The sequence below is a fragment of the Bradyrhizobium sp. USDA 4502 genome (assembly GCF_054063355.1).
Window position 1 is genome coordinate 2181692 of the sequence record NZ_JBSSGF010000001.1, and the last position, 22928, is coordinate 2204619.

At 64.5% G+C, this 22928-nt stretch carries 22 protein-coding genes and 1 pseudogene; 11 read left to right on the forward strand and 12 right to left on the reverse strand.

All coding sequences use genetic code 11. The annotated features are described in order from the left end of the window. The first annotated feature begins 7 nt into the window (after positions 1 to 7). Positions 8 to 1279 (forward strand): NAD(P)/FAD-dependent oxidoreductase, encoded by a 1272-nt coding sequence (locus tag ACVW1B_RS09725; RefSeq protein WP_456780873.1) that lies wholly within the window; start codon positions 8 to 10, stop codon positions 1277 to 1279. Positions 1280 to 1299: 20 nt separating this feature from the next. On the opposite strand, the gene ACVW1B_RS09730 is transcribed toward ACVW1B_RS09725, so the two are convergent. Beyond that, positions 1300 to 1533 (reverse strand): hypothetical protein, encoded by a 234-nt coding sequence (locus ACVW1B_RS09730; RefSeq protein WP_057019701.1) that lies wholly within the window; start codon positions 1531 to 1533, stop codon positions 1300 to 1302. Between the two features lie 42 nt (positions 1534 to 1575). Here ACVW1B_RS09730 and ACVW1B_RS09735 point away from each other — a divergent pair, with 42 nt between their 5' ends. Further along, the gene (locus tag ACVW1B_RS09735) at positions 1576 to 1887 is read left to right on the forward strand and encodes a hypothetical protein (RefSeq protein ID WP_229189756.1); all 312 of its coding nucleotides are present in this window, start codon (positions 1576 to 1578) and stop codon (positions 1885 to 1887) included. A 6-nt stretch (positions 1888 to 1893) separates the two neighbouring features. Here the strand turns inward: ACVW1B_RS09735 and ACVW1B_RS09740 are convergent, their stop codons facing one another. Beyond that, positions 1894 to 2082, reverse strand: coding sequence for a hypothetical protein (locus ACVW1B_RS09740; protein WP_016848414.1), 189 nt, complete (start codon positions 2080 to 2082; stop codon positions 1894 to 1896). Between the two features lie 454 nt (positions 2083 to 2536). Between ACVW1B_RS09740 and ACVW1B_RS09745 the strand changes: the two genes are divergently transcribed. Beyond that, positions 2537 to 3826 carry an IS4 family transposase gene (locus ACVW1B_RS09745; RefSeq protein ID WP_225642830.1) on the forward strand — a complete coding sequence of 430 codons (1290 nt, stop codon included), beginning with the start codon at positions 2537 to 2539 and terminating at the stop codon, positions 3824 to 3826. Between the two features lie 47 nt (positions 3827 to 3873). On the opposite strand, the gene ACVW1B_RS09750 is transcribed toward ACVW1B_RS09745, so the two are convergent. After that, positions 3874 to 4854 (reverse strand): NADPH:quinone oxidoreductase family protein, encoded by a 981-nt coding sequence (locus ACVW1B_RS09750; protein WP_456780872.1) that lies wholly within the window; start codon positions 4852 to 4854, stop codon positions 3874 to 3876. A gap of 374 nt (positions 4855 to 5228) precedes the next feature. On the opposite strand from ACVW1B_RS09750, the gene ACVW1B_RS09755 reads away from it, so the two are divergent. From ACVW1B_RS09755 to ACVW1B_RS09785, 7 genes are all read left to right on the forward strand, one after another. Next, on the forward strand, positions 5229 to 6002 hold the full coding sequence (locus ACVW1B_RS09755; protein ID WP_016848416.1) for a motility protein A: 774 nt from the start codon (positions 5229 to 5231) through the stop codon (positions 6000 to 6002). Between the two features lie 28 nt (positions 6003 to 6030). Continuing rightward, the gene (locus ACVW1B_RS09760) at positions 6031 to 6861 is read left to right on the forward strand and encodes an OmpA/MotB family protein (RefSeq protein ID WP_016848417.1); all 831 of its coding nucleotides are present in this window, start codon (positions 6031 to 6033) and stop codon (positions 6859 to 6861) included. A gap of 112 nt (positions 6862 to 6973) precedes the next feature. Further along, a complete protein-coding gene (locus ACVW1B_RS09765) occupies positions 6974 to 8872 on the forward strand; it encodes a potassium transporter Kup (protein ID WP_057019703.1) in 1899 nt (632 codons plus the stop codon). Positions 8873 to 9027: 155 nt separating this feature from the next. Continuing rightward, positions 9028 to 10953, forward strand: a complete 1926-nt coding sequence (locus ACVW1B_RS09770) for a potassium transporter Kup (protein ID WP_456780871.1) — start codon at positions 9028 to 9030, stop codon at positions 10951 to 10953. Between the two features lie 136 nt (positions 10954 to 11089). Next, positions 11090 to 11419, forward strand: coding sequence for a rhodanese-like domain-containing protein (locus tag ACVW1B_RS09775; RefSeq protein ID WP_016848419.1), 330 nt, complete (start codon positions 11090 to 11092; stop codon positions 11417 to 11419). 8 nt (positions 11420 to 11427) lie between these two features. Further along, entirely contained in the window at positions 11428 to 12597 is a 1170-nt protein-coding gene (locus tag ACVW1B_RS09780) for an aminotransferase (RefSeq protein WP_253609156.1), read from the forward strand. Positions 12598 to 12603: 6 nt separating this feature from the next. Further along, positions 12604 to 13713 carry a polyamine ABC transporter substrate-binding protein gene (locus ACVW1B_RS09785; protein ID WP_253609155.1) on the forward strand — a complete coding sequence of 370 codons (1110 nt, stop codon included), beginning with the start codon at positions 12604 to 12606 and terminating at the stop codon, positions 13711 to 13713. Positions 13714 to 13835: 122 nt separating this feature from the next. On the opposite strand, the gene ACVW1B_RS09790 is transcribed toward ACVW1B_RS09785, so the two are convergent. The 6 genes from ACVW1B_RS09790 to ACVW1B_RS09815 form a co-directional block, all read right to left on the reverse strand. Then, positions 13836 to 14771: a lipid A biosynthesis lauroyl acyltransferase gene (locus tag ACVW1B_RS09790; RefSeq protein ID WP_057019707.1), complete on the reverse strand. Its 936-nt coding sequence runs from the start codon at positions 14769 to 14771 to the stop codon at positions 13836 to 13838. Between the two features lie 17 nt (positions 14772 to 14788). After that, a complete protein-coding gene (locus ACVW1B_RS09795; RefSeq protein ID WP_253609154.1) occupies positions 14789 to 16066 on the reverse strand; it encodes a beta-ketoacyl-ACP synthase in 1278 nt (425 codons plus the stop codon). A 106-nt stretch (positions 16067 to 16172) separates the two neighbouring features. Next, positions 16173 to 17357, reverse strand: coding sequence for a beta-ketoacyl-ACP synthase (locus ACVW1B_RS09800; RefSeq protein WP_141340565.1), 1185 nt, complete (start codon positions 17355 to 17357; stop codon positions 16173 to 16175). Next, positions 17350 to 17826, reverse strand: a complete 477-nt coding sequence (locus ACVW1B_RS09805) for a 3-hydroxyacyl-ACP dehydratase FabZ family protein (protein ID WP_141340566.1) — start codon at positions 17824 to 17826, stop codon at positions 17350 to 17352. The genes ACVW1B_RS09800 and ACVW1B_RS09805 overlap by 8 nt, the downstream gene beginning before the upstream one ends. 9 nt (positions 17827 to 17835) lie before the next feature. After that, positions 17836 to 18135, reverse strand: a complete 300-nt coding sequence (locus tag ACVW1B_RS09810) for an acyl carrier protein (RefSeq protein ID WP_028334296.1) — start codon at positions 18133 to 18135, stop codon at positions 17836 to 17838. A gap of 181 nt (positions 18136 to 18316) precedes the next feature. After that, the gene (locus ACVW1B_RS09815) at positions 18317 to 18658 is read right to left on the reverse strand and encodes a hypothetical protein (RefSeq protein ID WP_253610036.1); all 342 of its coding nucleotides are present in this window, start codon (positions 18656 to 18658) and stop codon (positions 18317 to 18319) included. A 439-nt stretch (positions 18659 to 19097) separates the two neighbouring features. On the opposite strand from ACVW1B_RS09815, the gene ACVW1B_RS09820 reads away from it, so the two are divergent. Continuing rightward, the gene (locus tag ACVW1B_RS09820) at positions 19098 to 19724 is read left to right on the forward strand and encodes a ParB-like protein (RefSeq protein ID WP_057019711.1); all 627 of its coding nucleotides are present in this window, start codon (positions 19098 to 19100) and stop codon (positions 19722 to 19724) included. Here the strand turns inward: ACVW1B_RS09820 and ACVW1B_RS09825 are convergent. From ACVW1B_RS09825 to ACVW1B_RS09835, 3 genes and pseudogenes are all read right to left on the reverse strand, one after another. Further along, on the reverse strand, positions 19685 to 20197 hold the full coding sequence (locus ACVW1B_RS09825; protein WP_310880421.1) for an MgtC/SapB family protein: 513 nt from the start codon (positions 20195 to 20197) through the stop codon (positions 19685 to 19687). The genes ACVW1B_RS09820 and ACVW1B_RS09825 overlap by 40 nt on opposite strands. 8 nt (positions 20198 to 20205) lie before the next feature. Beyond that, a complete protein-coding gene (locus ACVW1B_RS09830; protein WP_310880422.1) occupies positions 20206 to 20784 on the reverse strand; it encodes a peroxidase-related enzyme in 579 nt (192 codons plus the stop codon). A gap of 98 nt (positions 20785 to 20882) precedes the next feature. Beyond that, positions 20883 to 22632: pseudogene (locus ACVW1B_RS09835) on the reverse strand (ATP-binding protein). Between the last annotated feature and the right edge of the window lie 296 nt (positions 22633 to 22928).

Below are 22928 nucleotides of genomic sequence, written 5' to 3' on the forward strand. Positions count from 1 at the left end.
GGAGATCATGCCCAAACAAAAGTCCCGTCACGTCGCGATCATCGGGGCCGGCGCGGTCGGCGTGATCAGCGCCATCGAGGCGCTGCGTGCGGGCCACAGCGTAACCTTGATCGATCCGGGCGAGCCCGGCGGCACCCAGGCGGCGAGCTACGGCAATGCCGGTTGGCTGTCGTCGCATTCGGTGATCCCGCCGGCCGAGCCGGGCACCTGGAAGAAGGTGCCGGGCTATCTGATGGATCCGCTCGGGCCGCTGGCGATCCGCTGGTCGTATCTGCCGAAGGCCTTGCCGTGGCTGGTCAAGTATCTGCTGTCGAGCCGGACCGAGGCGCGGGTCGAGGCCACCGCGCGGGCGATGCGCGATCTCCTGAAGGATGCACCGCTGCTGCACCGGCAGCTCGCCGAGGAAGCCGGCGTGGGCGAATTGATCGAGCGGCGCGGGGTGATGCATGTGTTTCCCTCACGCGCGCCGTTCGACCGCGATCTCGGCTGGCGCATCCGCAAGCGCGTCGGCATCGAATGGCTGGAGCTCGATGAAGACGAGATGCGCCAGCGCGAGCCCGATCTGCATCCGCGCTACAAATTCGGCGTCGTGGTGGAGGAGGCGGGCCGCTGCCGCGATCCCGGCGCCTATGTCGCGGCGCTTGCCGCGCACGCCGTCGCGAACGGCGCCGAACGCGTCGCCGCCAAGGCAACGGGCCTCAGGCTTGCCGGTGACAGGCTGGTCGCTGTGATCACCGAGAGCGGCGAGATCGCCTGCGACGCCGCCGTCGTCGCCGCGGGCGCGCGCTCCAGGCAATTGACCGCCTCGATCGGCGATCCGCTGCCGCTGGAGACTGAGCGCGGCTATCACGTCATGATCGAAAATCCGGAATCCGGCCCGCGCAATTCGATGATGGCCTCCGATGCCAAGATGGTCGTCAACTGGACCGACAAGGGCCTGCGCGCCGCCGGCACGGTGGAGATCGCGGGGCTTGACGCCGCGCCGAACTGGAAGCGCGCCGAAATCCTGCGCGAGCACCTCTTCAGTATGTTCCCGAAGCTGCCGACGGATATTCCGCCATCGCGGATCAAGACCTGGTTCGGCCATCGGCCGAGCATGCCGGACGGGCGCCCCTGCATCGGTTATGCCCGTGCCACGCGCGATGTGGTCTACGCCTTCGGCCACGGCCATGTCGGCCTGGTCGGATCGGCCCGGACCGGCCGGCTGGTCGCGCAACTCCTGAGCGGCAAGGCGCCGGAGATTCCGCTCGCCCCGTTTGCGCCCTCGCGCTTCCTGTAGGAAGCAACGGCGGCGAAGCCTCAGCTGTCGCCGGCCCAGGCCGTGATCGCGGCCGGTGCGATCACGCGTCGCGGTGCGTGCGGATTGATCGTTCCGGCGCTGACGTCCTGCGTCTGAACGAGCAGCGTGCGCGCAAACGCCTTGGCGTCCTGCTCGGTCGTGAAGGTACGGGTCTGGCGCGCGAAGCGGTGATGTCCGGCGTCAGGATTTCGCATGGCGAACGAGACGTACCAGATGGCCTTGTCGGTCTTCATCGCGCCTCTTTGGTGGTAATCCGCCCGCGCGATCGCGACGTGATGCTCGATGCTCGATGTGCAAAAAGTGCCAAGACAAAGAATCCTGAAATACAACACATTGCGGCGAATAGGCTCCTCGGCGAACCAGCAATGCTACAGCATCGGCACGTCTACCGATACTGGCGGCATATTACCTGTCAACCGATGGGTGAAATGACAATGCGCCGTTGCGACGTTGGTTCCATCCGGCAAATTGCCATGTCGGACGAGGCGCTGGTCGCGGTCCGCGAGGGCGAAGCGGCGGCCCTGAAGCCCGTGAACTGGTGGCGAGCCGTCACGACAAGTGTCGATACTTTCGAACGCTCGACGTAGGCCTCGCTAGATGACTTGGTCCTCCTTGCGGGCTGCGTTGATGGTTTCCTCCACCTCGGCGGCAAGGGCCGTGAGATGTTCGGCGAGCTTGCTGAACAACTCGCGCTTGCGCATGTCAGTCGCCAGGTCTCGGATCAACGCACATTCCGCCGCGTCGCGGCGAAGCTTTTCGAGATGCGTCAGCATGTCCTGCATTTTTCGTCCCCGAATGCCGTACTCCGCAACGCTAAGGCGGCACAGAACCGCGTAACAATAACCTGTGATAATTTTCGCGAACCTTGGCGAGGGTCGCGTATTTTTCTGACCCTCAAGGCAAGCTTGGCTTGCGACATTCAGTGTCGTCCCTGCGAAAGCAGGGACCCATAACCACAAGCGCTGATTGGTGTGCTTCGCTGGAATGACGAGCCCTGTTCACGACGTCCGCCGCGGCGTATGGGTCCCTGCTTTCGCAACTAGGGGATGCACACATCTGGTGCGACGGATTGACTCGGGTCAGAGATTGGGGATTCCAGAATCGGGGGTCTCGGTGACTTCTATTACGGCACTTCGGCTTGGGCGGAGGTGCCAGCATGTTGTCGCGGATTGACTGGACGTTGGGCCGGTTCGAGGATGGTCGTCTCGATAAAGGGGGGCGGCGCTCATCGGACGCATGGTCGCGGGCAAGGATGTATGCCTTCGGCGGCTTTCCAAGGGAGACCGCGCGCTGGAGGTGCGGTTCAACCGCTTTCTCGGTAACTCCAAGGTGACGAAGGAGCGCATCATCGAAAGCTGGAGCGAAAGCACGGCTGCGGCGGTTACAGGCCGCCATGTTTTGGCGATCCAGGACACCAGCGAGATCCACTTCAACACCACGCCGCAACGCCGGCGCGGGCTCGGGGAGATCGGCAAGGGCAATCACCACGGCGTGCTGCTGCACCCGATGCTGGCGGTGGATGCGGACAATGGCACCTGCCTGGGACTTTTGAGCGGCGAGGTGTGGACGCGTGAAGGCCCTCGGAGCGTCTCGCATGACAGCCGCGACCTGTCGGACAAGGAATCGCAGCGCTGGATTGCCACCGCCCTTGCGGCCAAGCCGCTGCTTACCGGTGCTGCAATGGTGACCCTGCTTGGTGACCGCGAGAGCGACATCTTTGCTCTTTATGCCAGCGCAGCCGAGCAAGACTACCGCGTGATCGCCCGCAGCATGCATGATCGCAAGCTGGCCGACACGACGGGTTTGTATGCGGCGATCGACGCCATGACGGCGGTAGAGCGTCGCATCATCGAGTTGCCTGCGCGTGCGGGGCGGCCTGCACGTCCGATGGACCTCGAACTTCGCTTCGGCGCAATCGAGCTGGCCCGGCCGCAAAGCAAGTTCCTGCGCCATTTGCCGAAAAGCCTGCATCTGGCCATCGTTGACGTCCGCGAGATCAATGCCGATCCCAACGTCGAGCCGTTGCACTGGCGTCTTCTCACCTCTCACGAGGTCACCAGTTCAGACGATGCCTGGCGCATTGTCGCCTGGTACAAGCAGCGCTGGATCATCGAGCAGTTCTTCCGCGTCCTCAAGACGCAGGGCTTCAAGCTCGAGGATAGCCAGATCGGCACCGCCGGCCGGCTTCTCAAATTGGTTGCCATCGCTGCCAAGGCCGCGATCATCACCATCCAGCTCCTGCAAGCGCGCAACGGGAGCCAGCAGTCGCTTCACGTTGCCTTCAATCCCAGCGAGATCGATGCGTTGACCGCCCTCAATCAGCAGCTTGAAGCCAGGAACAGACGACTGAAGAACCCGCATCCGTCCGATCGTCTTGCCTGGGCGGCCTGGATTATCGGCCGCATTGGAGGATGGGACGGCTATCCGTCCTCCAAGCCACCAGGCCCCATCACCTTCAAAAACGGTCTCGATTACTTCCGCGCCGTCGCTCTCGGATGGAGCCTCAGAAATGTGTGCATGCCCTAGTGCTTTCGCAGGGACGCAGCGAGGATGAGGCGATAGCGCTGCCTCTCTCACGACCCGATCCGCACCACCATCTTGCCGAGCGCCGCGCGGGTCTGCATGGTGGTGAAGGCCGCGCGAAAATCGTCGAATGCGAACACCTTACCGACAACAGGCGTCAGTTGGCCATCGTTCAGCCATGCCGACAATTGCGTCATCACGCGCGCCTGCGCCTCGGGCTCGCGCCGCGCGATCTGGGCGGCATCGACGCCGATCAGGAGGCCGCCTTTCAGGAGCGGCAGATTGAACGGCAATGCGGGAATGCTGCCGGCCGCGAAGCCGACCACGACATGGCGGCCGTTCCAGGCGATCGAGCGGAACGCCTGCAGCGAGACCTCGCCGCCGACCGGATCGAAGATCACGTCGGGGCCATGGCCGCCGGTCGCGTCCTTCAGCGCGTCGCGCCAGTCGGGTCGCGTGTAGTCGACGACCGCGTCGGCACCGAAGCTTGCGGCGAAGTTGCGCTTCTCCTCCGTCGAGGCCGCGGCGACGACGCGCGCGCCGAGCAGCTTGCCGATTTGAATGGCGGCGATGCCGGTGCCGCCGGCGGCGCCGAGCACCAGCAACTGCTCGCCGGCCTTGAGCGAGCCGCGCTCGCCGAGCGCATAGAGCGCGGTGAGGTAATTGGTGCGAAAGGCCGCGGCGGCCTCCATCGACAGTCCGTCGGGCATGATCTCGACGGCGTCGGGCGGCACCACGATGTGCTCGGCCAGCGCGCCCGAGCGCGCCGCGCCCATCACCCGCATGCCCGGCGCGATGCCGGCGACGTCGCCTGCGACCGCATCGACCACGCCGGCGAATTCCGCGCCCGGCGTAAAGGGCAGGGCATCCTTGGTTTGGTAGCGGCCCTCGACCTTCAGCCCATCGACGAAGCCGATGCTCGCGGCGTGGACCTGGACTCGGATCTGTCCGGGGCCGGGTTCGGGGGTGGCGATCTCCCTCAGCCCGATCTGATCGATGGGCGCGTATTGCTCGACGACGACGGCCTTCATCCTGTCCCGCTCATTGGTTGGTTTCCTCGAGAGCCTTTTCCGCTCCGATTGAATCGGAATGGGGCCCCGGATTCTTGTGTTGACGCGTCTTCTTCACGCGAGCCGGTAGCCAGTTCGCGCGAATACGCTTCCGGCAAACCTATCCCATGTCCGTTGTTCTACGGGGAGGGGATTTGCGCATGCGACGGCAGGCTCGCATGCGGAAAGCCAGCATCTTCAACGACATCGCGAAAAGACCGGCGTTTACCCGTTGTTATCCCTACCAAATTCGGTAACGCGTCCTTAATGGCGTTAACGTTAGGGTTTTCCACGCGGCCCGCCTTGGGCTGCGCGCCGTCCAGGACGGGCAGGTTGCGTACGCGTTGGAGTCTCCTATGGATATCATGACTGGCGCCGGGCTGTTGGCTGGCATCATCGTCATCGCGGTGATGATGTTCATGGGCGGCGACCTGCACATGTTCATCTCCGAACACGCCATGATCATCATCTTCGGCGGCTCGATCGCGGCGACGATGATCCGTTTCCCGCTGGGCGTGATGCTGCATGGGCTGCCGCTCGGCGCCAAATTCGCCTTCACGATGAGCCGGCTGTCGGCCCGCGACCTCGTCGACGAGCTCGCCCGCATCGCCGAGATCGCCCGCAAGCAGGGGCCGGTCGGCCTGGAAAAGGTCGAGACCGACGAGCCGTTCCTCGCCAAGGGCATCCGTTACGTCGCCGACGGTTACGACCTCGAATTCATCCGCGACAACATGGAGCGCGACCGCGACAACTTCCTGATGCACCTCGACGAGGGCAGCAAGATCTATCGCGCGATCGGCGACTGCGCTCCGGCGTTTGGCATGATCGGCACGCTGATCGGCATGGTGCAGATGTTCGCCAACATGACCGACCCCTCCAAGCTCGGCCCGTTCATGGCGACCGCGCTGCTCGCGACGCTGTACGGCGCGCTGGTCGCCAATTTGTTCTGCCTGCCGATTGCCGACAAGTTGCATGGCAAGCTGCTCGACGAGGAGACCAACCGCACGCTGATCATCGACGGCATCCTGATGATCCGCGACTCCAAGAGCCCGGCGCTGGTGCGCGAGATGCTGCTGGCCTATCTGCCGGAGAAGCATCGCCAGGAGGAAGGCGAGCCGGTTCCGGCCTGACCGGACCGCGCTTTCGGGAAACGCAGCGATGGCCAAGAAAAAGCGCGGCGACGCCCATACCGGAGGTCACGGCTGGTTCGTGACCTTCGCCGACCTGATGGGCCTGATGATGAGCTTCTTCGTGATGCTCGTCGCGTTCTCCACCATGGACAACAACAAGCTGAAGATCGTCGCCGGCTCGATGCGCGATGCCTTCGGCGTGCAGACCAATGTGCGCTATTCCGGCATCGTCGAATCCGACGGCCTGCCGACCCGGCCGAAGCTGAAGAACGTCGAGCACATCTCGCCGGAGGACTCCTCGGCCAATCCGACGCCGGACGAGAAGGAGCGCAGCCAGATCAACGGCGCGCGGCTGAAGATCGACCGCGAATTCGCGCTCGCCTCGGCCTCGCTTCGCCAGGCGCTGCAGGACATGCCGGAGCTGACCGAGATCTCCAAGAACATCATGTTCGAGGAGACCAAGGAGGGACTCAACCTCGAGATCGTCGACCAGGACGGCCGCTCGATGTTCGCGGACGGCTCCAGGGAGCCGTATGACCGCACCCGCCGGCTGATCCAGAAGCTGGCCGCGCCGCTGAAGGCGACGCCGCTGCGGGTCGCGATCGTGGGGCATACGGCCGCAGGCTTCGTGCCGGCGCGCAGTGATTATGACGGCTTCGACCTGTCCGCGGACCGCGCCAACGCGGTGCGGCAGATCTTGGAGCGGGAAGGGCTGCCGCCGTCGCATATTTTCGCGGTTTCCGGCAAGGCCGACGGCCAGCCGCTGTTTCCCGACGATCCGACGCTGCCGGCCAACCGTCGCGTGACCATCACGTTGATGCGGGAAAATCCGCCGCTGCCGCCGGATCTGAAGCCGTAGCTCTGGGTTACCATACTACCGTCAACTACCATTGTTGCGCGGTTGACACGCGATGCGGAAGCGTCGATAGCCGCGCGGATCAAATCAACCGATCGGGCGTTCCAACCTCGCCATGGCTGTCAGCGTCTCATCTACCGAAGCTCAGGAAGGACAACCGACCTCCAGCTTCTGGGCCCTGACACTCGGCAGCATCGGGGTGGTGTTCGGCGATATCGGAACTTCGCCGCTCTACGCATTCCGTGAGGCGGTCGGCGGCGCCGCGCACGGCCAGCCGGTCACCCGCATCATGGTGCTGGGCGTGCTCAGCCTGATCCTGTGGGCGCTGTTCACCGTCGTCACCGCGAAATACGTGCTGTTGCTGCTGCGCGCCGACAACAATGGCGAGGGCGGCACGCTCTCGCTGATGGCGCTCGGCCAGCGCGCGATCGGTCGGCGCAGCTGGCCGCTGCTCGCGCTCGGCGTGGTCGGCGCCTCGATGTTCATCGGCGATTCCATGATCACGCCGGCGATCTCGGTGCTGTCGGCGGTCGAAGGCCTCAAGCTCGCCACCCCGCATCTCGAGCACTATGTGGTGCCGCTGACGATCCTGATCCTGGTCGTGCTGTTCTCTGTGCAGAGTTCTGGCACCGCGCGCGTCGCTTCCGCCTTCGGTCCGGTGATGGTGGTGTGGTTCGCCTCGCTGGCGGTGATGGGGCTCGTTCACATCATGGACGACCCGTCGGTGCTGGCGGCGATCAATCCCTATTACGCGCTCCAGTTCATGCTGACCCACGGCACCATCGGCCTGGTGACGCTGGGCGCGGTGTTCCTCGCGGTGACCGGCGGCGAGGCGCTGTATGCCGATCTCGGGCATTTCGGCCGCAAGCCGATCCAGTCCGGCTGGTTGTTCTTCGTGCTGCCGTCGCTGCTGCTGAACTATTTCGGGCAGGGCGCGCTGGTGCTGTCCGATCCCAGCGCGATCGAGAACTCGTTCTACCGCATGGTGCCCGACGTGCTGCTGCTGCCCCTGGTCGGGCTCGCCACCGCCGCGACGGTGATCGCGAGCCAGGCGGTGATCACCGGCGCCTATTCGCTGATCAGCCAGGCGGTGCAACTTGGGCTCTTGCCGCGCTTCGAGGTCCGCTACACCTCGGAGACCCATGCCGGTCAGATCTATCTGCCGCGCGTCAACCGGCTGCTGCTGATCGGCGTGCTGCTGCTGGTGCTGCTGTTCCGCACCTCGAGCGGGCTGGCGTCGGCCTACGGCATCGCCGTCTCTACCACCATGGTCGCCGACGGCATCATGGGCTTCATCGTGATCTGGAAGCTGTGGAACTGGCGCATGGCGTCGGCGGCGGCATTGATCCTGCCGTTCGTGATCGTCGACATGACCTTCTTCAGCGCCAATCTCCTGAAGCTGTTCGAGGGCGCGTGGGTGCCGCTTCTGTTCGGCGTCGTGATGGCGACGATGATCTGGACCTGGCGCCGCGGCGCCGCCATCCTGGTCGCCAAGACCCGACGCATCGAGGTGCCGCTGCGCGACCTGATCCACAGTCTGGAGAAGCGGCCGCCGCATATCGTCAAGGGCACCGCGGTGTTCCTGACCAGCGATCCGAGCTTCGTGCCGACCGCGTTGCTGCACAATCTCAAGCACAACAAGGTGCTGCACGAGCACAACGTGATCCTGACCATCGAGACCGCACCGACGCCGCGCGTCGATCTATCCGAGCGCGTCAACATGGAGAAGGTGAGCGACAAGTTCACCGCGGTGCGGCTGCGCTTCGGCTACATGGAATCGCCGAACGTGCCCAAGGCGCTGGCGGTCGCGCGCAAGCTCGGCTGGCAGTTCGACATCATGTCGACCTCGTTCTTCGTGTCGCGCCGCTCGCTGAAGCCGTCGGCCCAGTCCGGCATGCCGCAATGGCAGGACCACCTGTTCATCGCGATGAGCCGGTCCGCCAATGATGCCACCGACTATTTCCAGATCCCGACCGGCCGGGTGGTTGAAGTGGGTACCCAGGTAACTATCTGACCGGGCGCAGGATTCTGACATTGATCGGCCGTGACCCATGCGTGATGTGCATGGCGGAGGCCTGAATCCGGGCTAACCTATGCATTCCTGCCGGGAGTATAGCGCTGCGACCCGGCATTGTGCGGTGCGGCAGAAGACAGAGGCACAGCTTCCCCATGTCATCCGAGAGTGCGATCACCGCGGCGGAAACGCCGGCGGCAAACGGCAATGGTGAGGCGCATTCAACCGCCACCTTCAAGGCCCTGATGCTCGGCAGCATCGGTGTCGTCTATGGCGACATCGGCACCAGCCCGCTTTACGCCTTGCGCGAGGCCGTCGTTGCCGCCGCCGGCGGCGAGGGCGCGGTGACGGCGCATGCGGTGCTCGGCGTGCTCTCGCTGATCCTCTGGGCTTTGATCGTCGTCGTCACGCTGAAATACGTCGTGATCCTGCTGCGCGCGGACAACAATGGCGAGGGCGGCACACTGGCGCTGATGGCGCTGGCGCAGCGCGCGGCGACCAAGGGCGGCGCCGCGATCGTGCTGCTCGGCATCATCAGCGGCGCGCTGTTCTATGGCGACGCCGTCATCACGCCGGCGCTCTCGGTGCTGTCGGCAATCGAGGGCATCAAGCTCGTCACCTCGACATTCGATCCCTATGTCGTGCCGCTCACGGTGGTGATCCTTGTCGTCCTGTTCGCGGTGCAGTCGCGCGGCACCGCGCGCGTCGCGGCCTTCTTCGGCCCGGTGATGTGCGTATGGTTCGCCCTGATCGCGGTCGCGGCGCTGCCGCAGATCGCGCGGCATCCCGAAGTGCTATTCGCGCTCAATCCGATCCTCGCGGTGTCGTTCATGCTGCATCACGGCGTGATCGGCTTCATCACGCTCGGTGCGGTCTTCCTCGCGGTGACCGGCGCCGAGGCGCTCTATGCCGACCTCGGCCATTTCGGCAAACGCCCTATCCAGACCGCGTGGCTGTTCATCGTGCTGCCGTCGCTGGCGCTGAACTATCTGGGGCAGGGCGCGCTCCTGATCGGCAATCCCAAGGGCATCGAGAACCCGTTCTTCCTGATGTTCCCGGACTGGGCGCTGATCCCGATGGTAGCGCTGGCGACCATGGCGACCGTGATCGCGAGCCAGGCCGTCATCACCGGTGCGTATTCGCTGACGCGGCAGGCGATCCAGCTCGGCCTGTTGCCGCGGTTCGAGATCCGCCACACCTCGGAAGCGCATTCCGGGCAGATCTACATGCCGCGCATCAACCGCTTCCTGTTCATCGCGGTCATCGTGCTGGTGCTGATGTTCCGTTCGTCGAGCGCACTGGCCTCGGCTTACGGCATCTCGGTGACCGGCACCATGGTGGTGACGGCGATGATGGGCTTTGTCGTGATCTGGAAGGTCTGGCGCTGGTCGCCGATCGCGGCCGCCGCGCTGGTCGCGCCCTTCCTGTTCCTCGACATCACCTTCCTGGCCGCCAACCTGCTCAAGGTGTTCGAGGGCGGCTGGGTGCCACTCGCGCTTGGCGGCGCCATGATCGTGGTGATGTACACTTGGCGGCGCGGCAGCCGGCTGTTGTTCGAGAAGTCGCGCAAGCTGGAATTCCCGCTCGCCGATCTCGTCGCGATGCTGGAGAAGCGGCCGCCGCAACGGGTCTCCGGCACCGCGGTGTTCCTGACCAGCGATCCCGTCAGCGCGCCGACCGCGCTGATGCATAGCCTCAAGCACTACAAGGTGCTGCACGAGAAGAACGTCATCCTGACCATCGAGACCGCGCCGACGCCGCGCATCGATCCGTCCGAGCGGGTGCGGATGGAGCAGCTGAGTGAGACCTTCTCCAAGGTGACGCTGAAGTTCGGCTTCATGGAACAGCCGAACGTGCCGAAGACGCTGGCGATCGCCCGCAAGCTCGGCTGGCAGTTCGACATCATGTCGACCTCGTTCTTCCTGTCCCGCCGTGCGCTGAAGCCGGCGGCGCATTCGGGCATGCCGAGTTGGCAGGACCATCTGTTCATCGCGCTGAGCCGCTCGTCGAACGATGCCACCGACTATTTCCAGATCCCGACCGGGCGGGTGGTCGAGGTCGGCACGCAGGTCACGATCTAGGACTACGATCCGGCGATTCCGCGTGGCATCTAACCCGTTTCGGACGCTTGATTTTCTCCGCGCAAGAGGCGACTTTGCGGCCCGGAACGGTGAGCCGCGCGATGCTCGCCAAAGATCATGTCGGGAGGATATTTCCGTGGCGGACCACAAGGTGGAAGATTTGTTTCCGGACGAGGTGTCGAAGGGCATAGCGGAAGGCCGCTATCTCCTGGTCGACGTCCGTGAGCCGAACGAGGTCGCCGTCGAGGCCTATCCCGATGGCGTTGTGGTGCCACTGTCGACGTTCGACCCGGCGGCGATTCCGGATCCGCAGGGCAAGCAGGTGGTGTTCGCCTGCCGCTCCGGTAAGCGCTCGGTGACGGCCTCGCTGGCCGCCCAAGCCGCGGGCCTGCCCTATGACAAGCATCTGGCGGGCGGCATCATCGGCTGGAAGGCGGCGGGACTGCCGACCAAGACCGGCGGCTGATCCCTGACATGACCTCCATGAACAAGGTCTTCGCGGACCTTCCTGTCACTATCTTCGAGGCGATGTCGCAGGCCGCGCGCGACAACAACGCCATCAATCTCGGCCAGGGCTTTCCCGACGATCCCGGTCCGGAGGACATCCGCCGCGCCGCCGCGGACGCCTCGATCAACGGCTATAATCAATATCCGTCGATGATGGGCATCCCGGAACTCCGTCAGGCGATCGCATCGCATTACGGCCACTGGCACGGACTCAAGCTCGATCCGATGACCGAGGTGATGGTCACCTCGGGCGGCACCGAGGCGCTGACCGCCTCGATCCTCTCCGTGGTCGAGCCCGGTGACGAGGTGGTGTGCTTCCAGCCGGTCTATGATTCCTATCTGCCGATCATCCGCCAGGCTGGCGGCATTCCGCGGCTGCTGCGGCTCGAACCGCCGGAGTGGCGGCTGAGCGAGGAGATGCTGCGCAGCGTCTTCAACCACAAGACCAAGGCGGTGCTGTTCAACAATCCGCTCAATCCGGCGGCGGTGGTCTATCCGCGCGAGGACCTCGAACTGCTGGCGCGGTTCTGCCAGGAATTCGACGCGGTCGCGATCTGCGACGAGGTCTGGGAACACGTGGTGTTCGACGGCCGCGAGCACATCCCGCTGATCACGATCCCGGGCATGCGCGACCGCACCATCAAGGTCGGCAGCGCCGGCAAGATCTTCTCGCTGACCGGATGGAAGATCGGCTTCGTCTGCGCCGCGCCGCCGCTGCTGCGCGTCGCTGCGAAGGTGCACCAGTTCCTCACCTTCACGACGGCGCCCAATTTGCAAGCGGCGGTGGCATTTGGCCTCGGCAAGCCCGACGACTATTTCCTCGACATGCGCAAGGACATGGCGCGGAGCCGTGACCGCCTGACCAAGGGGTTGGAGAGCATCGGCTTTCCGGTGCTGAAGTCGCAGGGGACCTACTTCCTCACCGTGGACCTGTCGCCGCTCGGGCTCAACGAGACCGATGCGGAGTTTTGCTGGCGGATCGTGCAGGACTACAAGGTTGCGGCGATCCCGGTGTCGGCGTTCTACGAGCAGGATGCGGTGACGTCGGTCGTGCGTTTTTGTTTCGCCAAGAAGGACTCGACACTCGACGCCGCGCTGGAGCGGTTGTCGGATGCCGTTCACCACCGCAAGAGGTAGGCCAGAATGCGAGAGCAGAATCGTCGTCTCGTCAGCTTCGTCGGCGCGGTCGCGACGGTCCTGCTGCTCTCGGCGTCCGCTGACGCCGAGGAGCGCACGGTCAACTTCTACAACTGGTCGAACTACATGGCGCCAGGAGTCCTCGAGGACTTCACCAAGGAAACCGGCATCAAGGTGGTCTACGATACGTTCGACGCCAACGAGACGCTGGAGACGCGGCTGCTCGCCGGCAAGTCGGGCTATGACGTCGTGGTGCCGACCGGCTACTTCCTGCAGCGCCAGATCACCGCGAAGGTGTTCCTCAAGCTCGACAAGTCGAAGCTGCCGAACCTCGCCAATGCATGGCCCGTGGTGACGAGCCAACTTGCGACTTACGATCCCGGCAATAGCTACGGCGCCAACTACATGTGGGGCACCACCGGCATCGGCTACAACGTCAAGATCGCGCAGAAGATACTCGGTCCGGACGCGAAGATCGACAGCTGGGACATGGTGTTCAAGCCGGAGAACCTCGCGAAATTCAAGGATTGCGGCATCCACATGCTGGATTCCGCCGACGACATCCTGCCGGCGGCGCTGAGCTATCTCGGCCTCGATCCGAACTCGACCAAGCAGGCCGACCTCGAGAAGGCCGCCGATCTCGTCATCAAGATCCGGCCCTATGTGCGCAAATTCCACTCGTCCGAATATCTCAGCGCGCTGGCCTCGGGTGAGATCTGCTTCGTGGTCGGATGGTCGGGCGACATCATGCAGGCGCGCAGCCGGGCGGCGGAAGCCAACACCGGCGTCGAGATCGGTTACACGATCCCGAAGGAGGGTGCGCAGATGTTCTTCGACAATCTCGCGATCCCCGCGGATGCGAAGAACGTCGCTGAGGCCTATGAGCTGATCAACTACCTGTACCGTCCCGAGATCGCGGCGAAGAACTCGAACTTCCTGTCCTACGCCAACGGCAATCTGGCGAGCCAGAAGCTGATCGATCCGAAGATCTTCAACGACAAGAACATCTATCCCGATGAGGCGATGCAGAAGAAGCTGTTCGTGATCACGGCGCGCGATCCCGCGACGCAGCGGATCATCAATCGCCTGTGGACGAGAGTGAAGACCGGGAAATGACATACTCGTCGCAGTAGCGTGCCGTTATTGCGAGGTGCGTCAGCGACGAAGCAATCCATGGCTCCGCAAGTGGCGAGATGGATTGCTTCGCTTCGCTCGCAATGACGAATGACAGTCTCCGTCTACCGCCAGCGCCGGTGCAGCCAGAGCCATTGATCGGGATACTCACGGACCCAGCCCTCGACGACGTCGGTGATCGCCTGCATGGTGCCCTGGATATCGATCTGGCCGGATGCGTCGAACACCGGCTTGACTTCCTCGGTGACCTCACCGCGGAAGCGGCCGTCGGGCAGGCGGATGATCCGCGTGCCGTGGATGGGGCAATCGATCTGCCGGCGCAGGCGCGCCAGCAGCGGATTTGCGGTGGTCTTGCGGCCGAAGAAGGTGACGGGAACGCCGTTGGTCAAATACTGATCGACCAGCATCGCGACGTGCTGGCCGTTCTTCAGCGCCTGCGCCAGCTTGAGCGGCGCGTCACGGCCGGCCGGCACCAGCGTGCCCAGATTGACCGCGCGGATGCGTTCGATGGCGCGGTCGGCGGCTTCGATGTTCGGCCGGCGAAACAGGATGGTGGCGTCGAGCCCATGCGCTGCGGCGGCAATTGGAGAGAGCTCCCAGTTGCCGAGATGTGCGGCGAAGAACAGTGCCGGCTTGCCGTCGTCACGCAACTGATCGAACAGCTGCTTGCTGCGCGCCGAGAATTCGACGCGACCCGGCTTGTCGGGATTCTGGGGATCGTGGTCCCAGATGCGGTCGATGTGCGCGAATTCAGCGCCGATGCGTCCGAGGTTGTGCCAGACGCCCGTCAGGATCTCCTCGATCTCCTCCGGTGACTTTTCCGGGAAGGCGGCCTTGAGGTTCTCGCGGCCGATGCGATCCTCGCGCAGCCGGCGGCCGATGAAATGCGCGGCGCGGCCGAAGAATCTTGCGGTCTTCTCGGGATCGAAGTAGCGCGTCGTACGCAGCAGGCCGATCGTCAGCCCGCCGATCGCCGCGTCGGTCACGGGCTTCGCGGCGTCACGCAGGTGCGCCCTGGTGCGAAGGAGCAGGCGTTTCATCTGATGAGGCGAGGGCGCTAGGCCGGCTCGCGCGTCAGGATCAGTGAGGCGTTCTGCCCGCCGAACCCGAACGAGTTCGACATCACGGCGGTCACCTTGGCATCGCGCGCCTTGTTGCCGACCACGTCGAACGGGATCGCGGGATCGGGCACCTCGTAGTTGATCGTCGGTGGAATCCGCTGATGCTCGAGCGTGAGCAGCGAGAAGATCGCCTCGACCGCACCGGCGGCCGAGATGGTGTGGCCGACCATCGACTTGTTCGACGACACCGGAATGTTTTTGGTGTGTTCGCCAAACACGGCCGACGTCGCAAGATACTCCATCTTGTCGTTTTCCGGCGTCGAGGTGCCGTGCGCGTTGATGTGATCGATTTGCTCGGGCTCCATTCCGGCATCGGCGAGCGTCTTGCGCACGCAGCCGATCGCCGGCTTGCCGTCCGGGCTCGAGCGGGTGCGGTGGAAGGAATCGGTGAGCTCGCCGCAGCCGGCAACGACGCCGAGGATGCGCGCGCCGCGCGCCATCGCGGCGTCGTAGCTCTCGAGCACCAGCGCACCGGCGCCCTCGGCCATCACGAAGCCGTCGCGGTTCTTCGAGAACGGTTTCGAAGCGGCCTGCGGCGGGTCGTTCTGGGTGGAGAGAGCCGACAGCAGCGAGAAGCGCACCATGGCTTCGGGATTGACCGAGCCGTCGGTCGCGATGCACAGCGTTGCATCGGTTTCGCCGCGGCGGATCGCCTCGACGCCGAGCTGGATCGCGGTCGCGCCGGAGGCGCAAGCCGTCGACAGCGAAATCGGCGACCCTTTGGTGCCGAAGGTCTCGGCGAGGTTGAGCGCGACGGAGCCGAAGGTGAAGCGCCGGTGAAAGTGCGCGAACTTCCCGCCGCTACAGGTCGCAAGGTATTCAATGATTCCAAAGTCCTTGGTCGGAACCTCGCGCGCGACTTCGAGCCGCTGCGGCCACTCGGTCTCGATCGGGGCGACTGCCAGAAACAGCGGGCCGGGAAAGTCGCCCTTGCTGCCGATGCCGGCTTGCTCGAGCGCTTCTTCGGTCGCGATCTCCGCCAGACGCTGCGACAGGCTGGTGGAGGAGAACGGGTCGACGGTGACGAAATCGACGGCGCCGGCCATCGTCGTCTTCATACTGTCGAGCGGGAAGCGTGTCACGGTCTTGATGCCGGACTCACCCGCGGTGAGGCGCTTCCAATTGTCGGTCTTGCCGCCGCCGAGCGACGTCACGATTCCCATGCCGGTCACGACAACGATCGGTCGGCCGAATTTATCGCGTGGTGCTGTCATGGTGTCCCCGTCGGTGCTTGCGCCGGACTTAAAGTGCGATGAGCTTCATCGCACCCTAGTTGTTTGTTCGAGCATGATGTTCGGAAACAATTGTCCGGATCATGCTCTAACTGACGGCCTCGACCAGTGCCATGCCTTCGCCCTGCCAGTGGCCGACCCCCAACACCACAATCTGGGTTGGCGCTTCGGTCTTTTCAACCTCCAGCCCGGTCGGGTCGTTGGCCGGATAGAGCGCGCCGCGCGAGATCGACAACGCGGCCAGCGCGAGCCCAAGCGGGAATTGCGCCTCCATAGTGTGGCCGAAGGTCGTTCCGGTGGCGCGGACGGCAAAGTCGGCATGCTGGCTGAGGAATGCGCGCTCTTCGGCGGTCGCAGGCTCGGCGCCGGTCGCGCCCGTGATCAGGATACCGTTGTCGCCGCTGACACCGAGCTGCGGCCACAACGCCTGCAGCGATTTCGTCACGGCGCCCGGCTCCTTGCGTCGGGCAAGGTCGGCGACAACCTTGGTCAGCTTGGCGTACGGCTTTGCGCCGCGGGCCTCGGCATGTTCGCGCGATTCCATCACGAGGAAGGCGCCGGCGGAGCCGATGGCAAAGCCCGGGTTGTTCCTGCGGGCCCAGACCGAGCTATGCTGGTCCTTGAGGGCGAGATCGCCGAATGCATAGAGCATCAAGAGGTCGCCGCGATCGCCGTTATGAGCGGCGCCGACCAAGGCGATGTCACTCTGGCCGGCTCCAATGCGCGCGACCGCGATCCGTGCCGCGTCGATGCTTGAGGCTTCCTCGCCCATGAAGGTGCGCGAGGTCCCGCACACGCCGTGAACGATCGCGATGTTGCCGGCGAGCAGGTTGGAGAGCTGCGCCAGGAACAGCGTCGGGCGCAGCTCGTTCATCAGCTTCTCGTTGAGGAGGGCTGGCGGCAGCTTGCCCTGTGCGTCGGCGTTCATGATCGCGAGGTCGACAGTGAGGTCACGCTCGCCGCCACCGGCTGCGATGATCATGTCCATCCGCGACAGGATTTCCTGATTGCCTTTGACGCCGGCGGAATCGAGCGCCAGCCCGGCGGCATAGGTGCCGATCCGCTGCCAGGTTTCCATCTGACGCTGATCGCCCTTCTTCGGGATCTGGGCGTCGAAGCTGACGGGAGCGATCGGATGGATCACGTATGGCGCGAGACGCTTCTCGTCGGCATTGACGCGCCGGGCGCCGAGCGCCTCCCAATGCGCATCCAGTCCCTCGCCAAGCGAGGAGAGCAGGCCTACGCCGGTGATCCAGACTTCCTTCTCAGCCATTACTCAGTGCCTGCTGCGGAAACCCGATCTTGGCGGCCATCGCATCCATGTGCACGCGCAAGTCCGGGCTGGGGAAGGGGATGTGACGGAAGGTCAGCTCGGCATTGCACTTGAGCTCCTTGCCGACGCGAACCTTCGCCGAGGTCACGGCGAAGCCTGAACCTTCGTGCTCGATCTTGGCCTCGATGGTCAGGACCGAGCCGGGGCTGACGAAGCCGCGCATCTTGGCTTCCTTGACCATGGCAAGGAAGGGCATCCGCTCGAACTTGGTCAGACCAAGGATCAGCCAGCCCGAGCTCTGGGCCATTGCTTCGGTCAGCAGCACGCCGGGCATGATCGGATAGCCCGGGAAGTGCCCCGCGAACACCGAATGGCTGTCGGGCGGGACATCCGCCTCGACGACAATGGTCCTTGCGTCGAGGTTGAGGTCGACGATCCGATCAATCAGCTGAAAGATCTCGAGCTGCATGATGGGCGATTACGAGCCCGAGCCCGTGCCCGCGTTCTTGGCTGCAACCAGCTCGTCGATGCGGTCGGCGAGATTCTTCAACACGAAATACTGCTCAGTCGTGGCCTTGCCGTCGTTGACCTCCTGGGTCCACTTTTCGAGCGGCATCTTGATCCCGAAGGCCTTGTCGATGGCAAACGCGATGTCGAGGAAGTCGAGGCTGTCGATCCCCAGATCGTCGATCGCGTGGCTCTCCGGCTTGATCGTGTCGCGCGGGATGTCGCAGGTCTCCGCGATAATGTTGGCGATCTGCTCGAATGTGGAGGACATCATTAAGCCTTTGATATATTGAAGGTAATTCCGGGTCGGCTCAGAGGAGGCGGGCGCGTTGCCCCGGAATGCCCGATTGCTGGTGCCGGAGTCGTGTGCCCGTATATCGGAGCAGGGCCGTTAGTTCAATGGAGCTTGGCCGGCCTCGCAAGGACGGTTTTTGGGCAGGGTTCCGGCCAGCCTAGCTGCGCGGCATCACCGTAATCTTCGCGCAATCCCGGCGGCCCATCAGCACGCAATCCTGGGTCTTGCGCAAATCGGCGATGCTCATGGCAAGCCAGATGCCGATCGCGGTGAGCGCCACCGTGAAGGCGAAGGCGGCGATGTTGGCGAGCATGCGCTGGCGGAAATCGTCCGGCTCCTCGCGCGGCTTCTCATAGCGAGAGAGATCGCTGGCAACGGAAGCCGGGCGCGTCGTTCGGTGCGGCTCCTCGCGCTTGCCGGGCGGCTGCGCCGAGGTACGCGGCCGGAATTTGAGCACCACGTGCTCGGCATCCGAGGAGATTGGCCGCTGCGTCTTCACTGTTGTCAGTCCGGTCGCGTCGCCGATTATGTTTAGCATGTTCGCTGCACTTCACACCTAAAATCTTGGTGCGCGCAGAGGTGGTATTCATGCGTCGATCACCTCCAGGAACTGGCTTGCCGTCGAGGCGGCTGCTGCGGCGCGCGGGATGCTCGGCGATGACCATGTCGACATATTCGTTCGACCTTCGCGCATGCACAGTTTGCGCTGCAACGCCGTCACGGAGGTTGAGGCTGCGCGCCCGGGCATTGACAGCCCGGGCATTGACAGCCCGGGCATTGACAGCCCGGGAGCATCGACAGCCGAGGCCGGACCATCCGGCCATCGGCCCCCACCGCTTCGTGAAGCCATTCCGGCGCACCGGACTCTTTCACCCGCCTGCGGGCTCATGACATAGTGGAACCCGTTCCGGAGTGCCGGTCAAAAGGGAGCATAAATCATGGCCCACACGCGCGAGCCTTACGTCAAACCGGTCCCGATCCTGTCGCTGCGGCCGACCCAGATGACGGTCGGCATGCAGGAGGTGACGGAGAAGCGGAAGCGCTGGCGCGAGCACAAGTCGGACAAGAAGCGCGCCGAACTGCTGGGCAAGCACATGATCCCGGTCGTCCATGGTCCCGACGATCGCTACTACGTGGTCGATCACCATCACATGGCGCGGGCGCTGCACGACGAGGGCGTCAAGGACATCCTGGTCACGGTGATCGGCGATCTCACGATGGTCGAGCGTGACGTGTTCTGGGGCGTGATGGACAACAAGCGCTGGGTCTATCCCTACGATTCCAAGGGCGAGCGCCGCCACTTCAAAGACATTCCGAAATCGATCAAGGACCTCAGGGACGATCCGTTCCGCAGCCTCGCCGGCGAGATGCGCCGGGCGGGCGGCTTTGCCAAGGACACGACGCCATTCAGCGAATTCCTGTGGGCCGATTTCCTGCGCCGCCACATCCCGCGCAAGACGGTGGAGAATAATTTCGCCAAGGCGCTGGAGAAGGGACTGGCGCTCGGCCGCAGCAAGGACGCGGTCTATTTGCCCGGCTGGTGCGGGCCGGCATCTGACGACTGATCTGCCGCCTCCGCCGGCCCGTGCTGATCCTCCCTGCCGCCGAGCGCGTAGTGCAGCCACCGCTCGGTCCGCTTGCCGAAGGTCAACAGCAGGAACGCCAGCGCGACGGCGGTGACGACGATCGGCCAATGTCCGGCGCCGCAGACGATGCCGACGCAAGCGGCGAAGAAAGCGCATGCGGCGCTGGTCAGTCCGCGGACCTGGAAGCGGTCGCCCTGCCGCACGATCACGCCGGCGCCGAGAAATCCGATGCCGGTCAGCACGCCCTGGATCACGCGGCTCACCGCGTCGGTGAACTTGCCGGGCTCGACGGCCTGCAATGCCAGCAGCACGACCATGGCTGTCGAGAGGCTGACGAGACCCAGCGTCTTCAGGCCGATCGGCTTGCCGCGCAGGTCACGGTCGAGCCCGATCGCGCAGCCGGCAAGGGTGGCCGCGCCGAGACGCAGGACGATCTCGCTCCAGTCCGCCAAGGCGTCCTCTATTTCGGCTGCCGGCCGAGCATGTAGAACTCGCCGTTCGGCCGCATGCCGGTGACGTTGGCGAGCCGGTTCGACAGCGCGAAGAATGCCGCAACCGCGGCGATGTCCCAGACGTCGTCGTCGCTGAAGCCGTGGGCGGCAAGCGCGGCGAAGTCCGCCTCCGAGACTTCCTCGGCGGCGCGGCTCACCTTCATGGCGAAGTCGAGCATCGCGCGCTGCCGCGGCGTGATGTCGGCCTTGCGGTAGTTGACCGCGATCTGGTCGGCGATCTCGGGATTCTTGGCGCGGATGCGCAGGATCGCGCCGTGGGCGATCACACAATACTGGCACTGGTTGGCGGCGCTGGTCGCCACCACGATCATCTCGCGCTCGGCCTTCGAGAGGCCGGAGTCCTTTTCCATCAGCGCGTCGTGATAGGCGAAGAAGGCGCGAAACTCGTCGGGGCGATAGGCCAAGGTGAGGAAGACGTTCGGCACGAAGCCGGATTTCTCCTGCACCGCCAGGATGCGGGCGCGGATGTCCTCGGGGAGCTTGTCGAGAGCGGGCGTCGGGAAGCGTTTTACGGTCGGCTGCGTCATGAGATGGTTCCGGCGTGCCGCCTGGATGCGGCGTCACGCGAGACCATAGTGGATGACGCCTTGGGCGCAAGGCGCATCGGCGCCTTGGCGGAATTCGGCTAACGCAGCGGCCTCTTCAGCAGCGAGAAGCGGTCCGGATCGAGGCCGAGCGAGGGCTGCAGCATCGGCGCCTCGGCCGGCGCCATGCTGCGCGCCGGCGCCGCAGAGTTGAAGTTGGCGTCGCTGCTCGGGCTATCGCGATGCGAGGTGGCGCCGCGCCAGCGCTCCAGCACGGCGCTGACGAAATGCATGTCATGGCCGGCGGTGACCGACGGTACCGTGGCGATGGTGGCCTCGCCGCGCGGCAGCTGGTGCGGCGGCACCTCCTTGAAGCGCAGCCGGGTCGGCAGCGCCACGCCTTCGCCGAACGCCAGCACCTCGCGGGTGCCGAGCGAGGGCACGAAGGACAGCAGGTTGGCGGCGGCGTCCGAGACGGCGGAGCGCAGCAGCGCCTGGTCGCGGTCGTTGGCGAGGCGCATCGTGAACAGCGTGTTGCACTGAGAGATGATGGTCGCGTCGAGCTCGGCCGGACGCTGGGTGATCAGGCCGAGATAGACGCCGTATTTGCGGCCTTCCTTGGCGATGCGCGACACCGCCTTGCGGGTCGGCCCGAAGCCGATATTGCGGTCGGCCGAGGCGTAGCGGTGCGCTTCCTCGCAGACGAACAGCATCGGCGAGACGCCGTCGCTCCACAGCCCGAAATCGAACGCCATGCGGCACAGCACCGACACCACGGAGTCGACGACTTCGGCGGGGAAGCCGGCGAGCTGCATGATCGTCATCGGCTTGCCGTTGGCGGGCAGGCGGAACAGATGGCTGATCACCTCGGCCATGGTATCGCCGCCGACATTGGCATTGTCGAACATGAAGGCGTAGCGCGGATCGTTGCGCACCGCGTCGATGCGCGAGATCAGCTTGTGATAGATGATGCGGCGAGGAGCGGTTCTCCAGCTTGCCCATGCGCTCGTCGATCAGCGAGATCAGGTCGACCAGACGATAGGGCACCGGCGTATCGACGGTGTAGCCGACCTGCTTGGGGTCAATGCGCTTCAGCCCGAGACCGACCCGGTCGGAGTTCTGGTACTGGGTGTAGATGCCCTTCGCCATCGGGATCACTTCGGCGAGAATGTCGAGCTCCTCGGGCACGCCGGGCCGGCCGCCGAACAGCACGTCGACGATCTCTTCGAAGTTGAACAGCCAGAACGGCAGCTTCAGGTTCCGCGGGTTGAGCACCTGCGCGCGCTCGCCGAAGCAGCGGCCGTATTCGTTGTGCACGTCGAGCAGGAAGATGCGCAGGTTCGGCCGCGACTTCAGGATCTCGTTGAGCAGCAGCGACACGCCGGTCGACTTGCCGACGCCGGTCGAGCCGAGCACCGCGAAGTGCTTGGACAGCATCTCCTCGACGTCGACATAGGCGATGACAGAACGATCCTGCTGCAGCGTGCCGACATTGATCTGGTCCGAGCCGCTCGGCGCATAGACCGTGCGCAGCTCCTGGTTCGTGATCAGATCGGTGCTGTCGCCGATGGTCGGATAGTGGGTGACACCGCGCTGGAATTTCGGGCGGTCGCCGCCCAGGATCTCGCCCAGCAGGTCGACCGAGGCGGTCGCCATGTATTCGTCGGACGCCGGCAGGTTCTCGCACGTCACTTCGGTGATCATGGCGACGATGACCGAGCTCGCGCAGCGGATACTGACGAACCGGCCGACGGTCGCTCGCATCTCTGAAAGTTGCATCTGGCCGCCCGCCAGCAGCCCAACCCGGGCCTGCGAGCCGCGCACAGAGATCACACGTCCGAAGGGTGTCACAGTTCCAGCCTGGCTCGTTCTCAAAATCTAAATGTCCGGACCAATATGCCCGCCCGGGATTGGAAAAACCGTTAAATCGCCGGGGTTCCGCATCGGCTAAATCTACACCTTCCCGGTGACGATTTGTTTCTGTCGTACCGGGAGATTATGCGCTGTCGCGCGCATCGGCGGTGGAATCGTCGCTTTCCGGCACAGCCGCGTTTGTTTCCCGGTTTTTCCGTTAAGGCGGGATTCACCATCTCTGAGGAGTGCATCGGCAGCTCCGTAGGTTTACGGGGCAATGGGCGCGATTTGTC